The following is a 4,379-nucleotide window of genomic DNA, read 5'->3' as shown; positions in this document are numbered from 1 at the left end:
GCGCAGCTCGCGCAGGTTGGGGATGTGGTTGTAGAGGGTTCCCGGGCTCACGCCGAGGAGTTTGGCGATCGAGGTCACCGAGTGTTCGGGGTTGGGCAGCATGTCGCGGGCGGCGCGCAGCAGGTCGGGGGTGACCACGGTGGGGCGGCCTCCGACCCGGCCGCGTGCCTTGGCCGCGGCCAGGCCCTCGCGGGTGCCGGCGACGATGAGTTCGCGGATGAATTCGGCCAGCGCGGCGAAGACGTGGAAGACCAGTCGCCCGCCCGGGGTGGTGGTGTCGAGGCTCTCGTGCAGCGAGGTGAAGCCGATCTCGCGGCGGCGTAGTTCGCCGACCATGGCGATCAGGTCGGCCAGGGAGCGGCCGTAGCGGTCCAAGGAGGGCACCACCAGGGTGTCGCCGGCGGCCAGGAAGGCATGGCAGGCATCCAGCTCGGGCCGCTCAGCACTCTTGCCGGACTTTTTGTCGGCGAAGACGCGGCGGCATCCGGCGGCGGCCAGGGCATCCAGCTGGCGTTCGAGCTTCTGCCCTTCGGTGGAGACGCGGGCGTAACCGATGCGGATCTCGCTGGGCCGGGCGGGGAAGGCGGCGAGCGGATCGTCGGGGAGCCCCAAGACGGTGGTCACGCCGTGGATTCTCTCAATAAACGGTGTTGTGGGGTTGTTGAACCACCGGGGTTTTTGAAGGGGTTTTTGAAGGGCTGACGGGCCGTTCGGCCACCCCTTCCGCTGATCGTCAATAAACGATGGTTTTTTGACGGCAGATGACGATGGGCATGAGCCGCGATACCGCATCAACCCGGCCGCTCCGCTACCGGCCGAGGTGCTCGCCCTCACCGCCGACGAACGTGCAGAGGAAGACCACCTGTACTGGAGCGACCTGTACCAGGAAGCTGAAGAGGCGGCCGGGCCCTGTACGGCCGCGGAGTGAGGCCGCTCACCGGTATCGGGCGCTTTGGGGTCGTGAGGTGATGGGCCCCTTACCGCTGTTGTCAGGTGGGCAACTTCAGCCAAGCCAGGCCGCGGCAGAGCCGGGGGAGCCGGTGAGCTCACGCCGGTCTTCTTGCGGAACTCGACCGTGTAGTTAGCGGGTCAGGTCGTTGGGGTCGAACGGCACCCGGAGCAGCAACGGGCCGGTGGTGATTCACAGGTGGTCTGACGCTGCGGCGGAGCCTGGCCTGAGCCTCCCAGTGATCGACAAGCCGTTCCTCAGTGCGGGTCCCTAGCCTCGCACCATGGACGTCGAAGAGCGGATCGAGAGGTGTCTGAAGGGCTGGTCGAGCGAGCTCGACCTGTCCGGGACCCGGCTGGAGGCGATCCCCGAATCGGTCGGCTCCCTCACCGGTTTGAAGGTGCTTCGCATGCGCGGTTGCGAGCTGACCGAGGTTCCGGACTGGGTACGGAACCTCACCGCTCTCACCATGCTCGTCCTGGAGAGCAACCGGTTGACCGCGGTGCCGGAGTGGCTGGGCGATCTCACCGATCTCACCTCGCTTTATCTGAGCGACAACGGGCTGAGCGACCTGCCCGAGTCGCTGGGCCGCCTCACCGAACTCAGGGAACTCGCCGTGAACGACAATCGGCTGACCATGCTCCCCGAGTCACTGAGCGGCCTCACCAGGCTCGCCCGGCTTGAACTGAGGGACAACGAGCTGACCGCCTTGCCCGAATGGCTGGGCGGCCTCTCCGCGCTGGTCTGGCTCGATGTGCGCGGCAACGGCCTCACGTCCGTACCCGAACGACGCCGGAAGCTCGCCCCGGCCGATGCCGCTCTTCGCGCGCTCAGCGACGAACTGCGCGCGCTGCGTCGAAGGAGCGGCAGGCCGAGCGTGCGGGAGCTGGCGTCGCGGATCAATGAGCTTCCCAGCGTCGTGCACACGGTGCTGCACTGCCGATTTCTACCGAGCTGGGCGCAGGTCGAGGACATCGCGCGGGCGCTGGACGGGCAGGCCGAGTCGCTGCGGCCACTGTGGAGGGCCGCCTATGAGGCATCCCCCGAACGTGCCGTGGTCGACGGGCTGTACCGGCCGTTCGGCGGCGATCCGCTCACCGGCCGAGGCCGGCCACCGGATCCGATCATCGGCGACTACGACATTGTCCGTGGGCCGGTGGTGCCGGACGGCCCGGGCCTGGAGTATCTGCTCGGCGGGATCGCCCCCCATCCGGGCGGTGTCCACGCCTTGGCCTACCATCCTGACGGCCACCTGCTGGCCACCGCCAACGACAGTCGGGAGGTGTGGTTGTGGGACGCGGATCTCTACAAGGCCGTCACCGGCGCGCTGAGCGGGCCCACCCGAGACGTCACCCATCTGGCCTTCCACCCCCACGGCCACCTGCTGGCCGGCGCCGGCGCGGACGGCACGGTGTGGCTCTGGGATGTGGCCACCGGTGACCCCGCCGCGGTCCTCACCTCCGACAACGGCCATGAGGGCGGCATCACGAAGATCGCCTTTCACCCCGACGGTCACCTGCTGGCCGGCGCCGGCGCAGACGGGACGGTGTCGGTGTGGCACCTCGACAGCGGCCGACCGGCCATGGAGCCCTTCGCCTGTCATACCGGACCCGTGTGGGCGATGGCCTTCCACCCCGACGGCCGGGCACTGGTCACCGCCGGCCGCGACCTCGCGGACGAAACCACCGCGACGCTGCGGTGGCACGATCTGAGCACCGGCGCCTCCGACACTCGCCTCCTGGCAGGTCAAGACATCCGCGACGCCGTGGCGGTCTTCGATCCCGACGTCACCCGGCTCGCCACAGCCGTACCGCAGTGGTACAAGACGCCGGCATCCCGACGGTCCTACACCAGCCTGGTGCGGTTGTGGGACACGGCCACCGGCGAGCCCGCCGGCGACCCGTTCCAGTCCGTCGTCGAGAGGGTCTGGGCACTGGCCTTCCACCCCGACAGCAGGCTACTGGCCATCGGCGGCTACAAGCACTCCATCGTTAACCATCGGTTGCAGCTGTGGGATCCGGTCACCGGCGCCTACCGGCTCCTGTCCGGTAGGTGCGATCAACCTAAACATGTCTACACACTGGCCTTCCATCCCGACGGCCAGGTCCTGGCACACGGCGATTACGAGGCCAGAAACGGCGTCCAGTTCTGGACCACCACCGCCAAACCGGTCGGCGCCCCTCTCCTGCACACCAATTCGGTGCCGCAGCTGTTCTTCCATCCCGACGGCCGGTCGCTGGCCACCGCGTGCTACGCCCAGGCGCTGCGGTTGTGGGATCCGGCCACCGGCGAACCCCTCAAGGCCCCACCCACCCCGGACCTGGTCGACGTGGCTCTCGGGCCAGGCGGCCACCTGCTGGCCACCTCCGACACCGAAGGGGTGGTACGGCTGTGGGACTGGCTCACCCACGAGCCCGTCGGCACCCCCATGGCCGGCCACAGCATCGACAACCTCGGCATGTCCGAAACGATGATCGCCTTTCACCCCGACGGCCACCTGCTGGCCACCACCGACTTCACCTTCTCCCCAATCACCGGCTACCACGGGATCGTGTGGTTGTGGGACGTGGCCACCGGCGAGCTGGCCGACTTCTTCACCACCGACCCCGTCACGCAGATCGCCTTCCATCCCGGCGGGGAACTGCTGGTCTACACCAGCGACAACGGGACAATGATCCGGCATCTGGCCACCGGCGAACTCATCTGCGACCCACTCCCCAGCGGGCCGATCGCCTTCCACCCCGTCAGTCATCTACTCGCCACCAACGAGCACGGCGCGCTGCGGTTGTGGGATCCGTTCACCGGCGAACGCGTCGGCGCTCCCCTCACCGGCGACGTCGACGCCTGCGCGATCGCCTTCCACCCCGACGGCGAAATGGTGGCCACCGGCCACTACGACGGCACACTACGGCTGTGGGACATGGCCACCGGTGGACTTCTGGGTGCTCCCCTGGCCGGACATCACAGACGTATCGAAGCGCTGGCCTTCCATCCCGACGGCAATCTGCTGGCCAGCTCCGGCGTGGACGGGGCGGCACGTCTGTGGATCCGCTGAGGGGGCTGACGCCGAGACCTTGGCCGCGACCGCCTGGGCGGGTACGACGCTGCGCGTGGCCAAACCTCAGATTGTGAGCACAACCGGGTCCGGTTCCGATTCAGGCGGCGAGGTCAAGAACGGTGAAGTCGACCTCCCTGAGTTCAGGGTTGAACGCCTCAGGCTCCACCCCGATCTCGTCGGTGGCATAGGCGCCGAACCGGCGGATGTGGGCGCGCAGGTAGGGCGAGATTGCGCCGAGCTCTTCGGCGGTGATGGGCCAGCCTTCGGCGATTAGGCCGCGCACCACGTCCATCAGGTCCAGGGCGTTGTGGAAGATGACCAGGTTGGCCAGCAACGTGTTGAGCTTGATCAGTTTTTCCTGCTCGTCGGGGT

At 68.1% G+C, this 4,379-nt stretch carries 4 protein-coding genes; 2 read left to right on the top strand and 2 right to left on the bottom strand.

Annotated features, from left to right (window positions below):
- Positions 1-612: recombinase family protein (locus ABZU75_RS45425; protein ID WP_355569467.1), on the bottom strand; the 612-nt coding region annotated here is incomplete at its 3' end.
- Between the two features lie 139 nt (positions 613-751).
- Here ABZU75_RS45425 and ABZU75_RS45420 point away from each other — a divergent pair.
- Both ABZU75_RS45420 and ABZU75_RS45415 read left to right on the top strand, forming a co-directional pair.
- Positions 752-928 (top strand): DUF6042 family protein, encoded by a 177-nt coding sequence (locus tag ABZU75_RS45420; protein ID WP_355569464.1) that lies wholly within the window; start codon positions 752-754, stop codon positions 926-928.
- A 304-nt stretch (positions 929-1,232) separates the two neighbouring features.
- Positions 1,233-4,004 (top strand): hypothetical protein, encoded by a 2,772-nt coding sequence (locus tag ABZU75_RS45415; RefSeq protein ID WP_355569461.1) that lies wholly within the window; start codon positions 1,233-1,235, stop codon positions 4,002-4,004.
- Positions 4,005-4,104: 100 nt separating this feature from the next.
- Here the strand turns inward: ABZU75_RS45415 and ABZU75_RS45410 are convergent.
- Positions 4,105-4,379: Tn3 family transposase (locus tag ABZU75_RS45410; RefSeq protein ID WP_355569458.1), on the bottom strand; the 275-nt coding region annotated here is incomplete at its 5' end.

The sequence above is a fragment of the Streptosporangium sp. NPDC005286 genome, from assembly GCF_040607515.1.
In the GTDB taxonomy this organism is placed as follows: domain Bacteria; phylum Actinomycetota; class Actinomycetes; order Streptosporangiales; family Streptosporangiaceae; genus Streptosporangium.
This window is presented reverse-complemented; position numbering and strand designations above follow the sequence as displayed.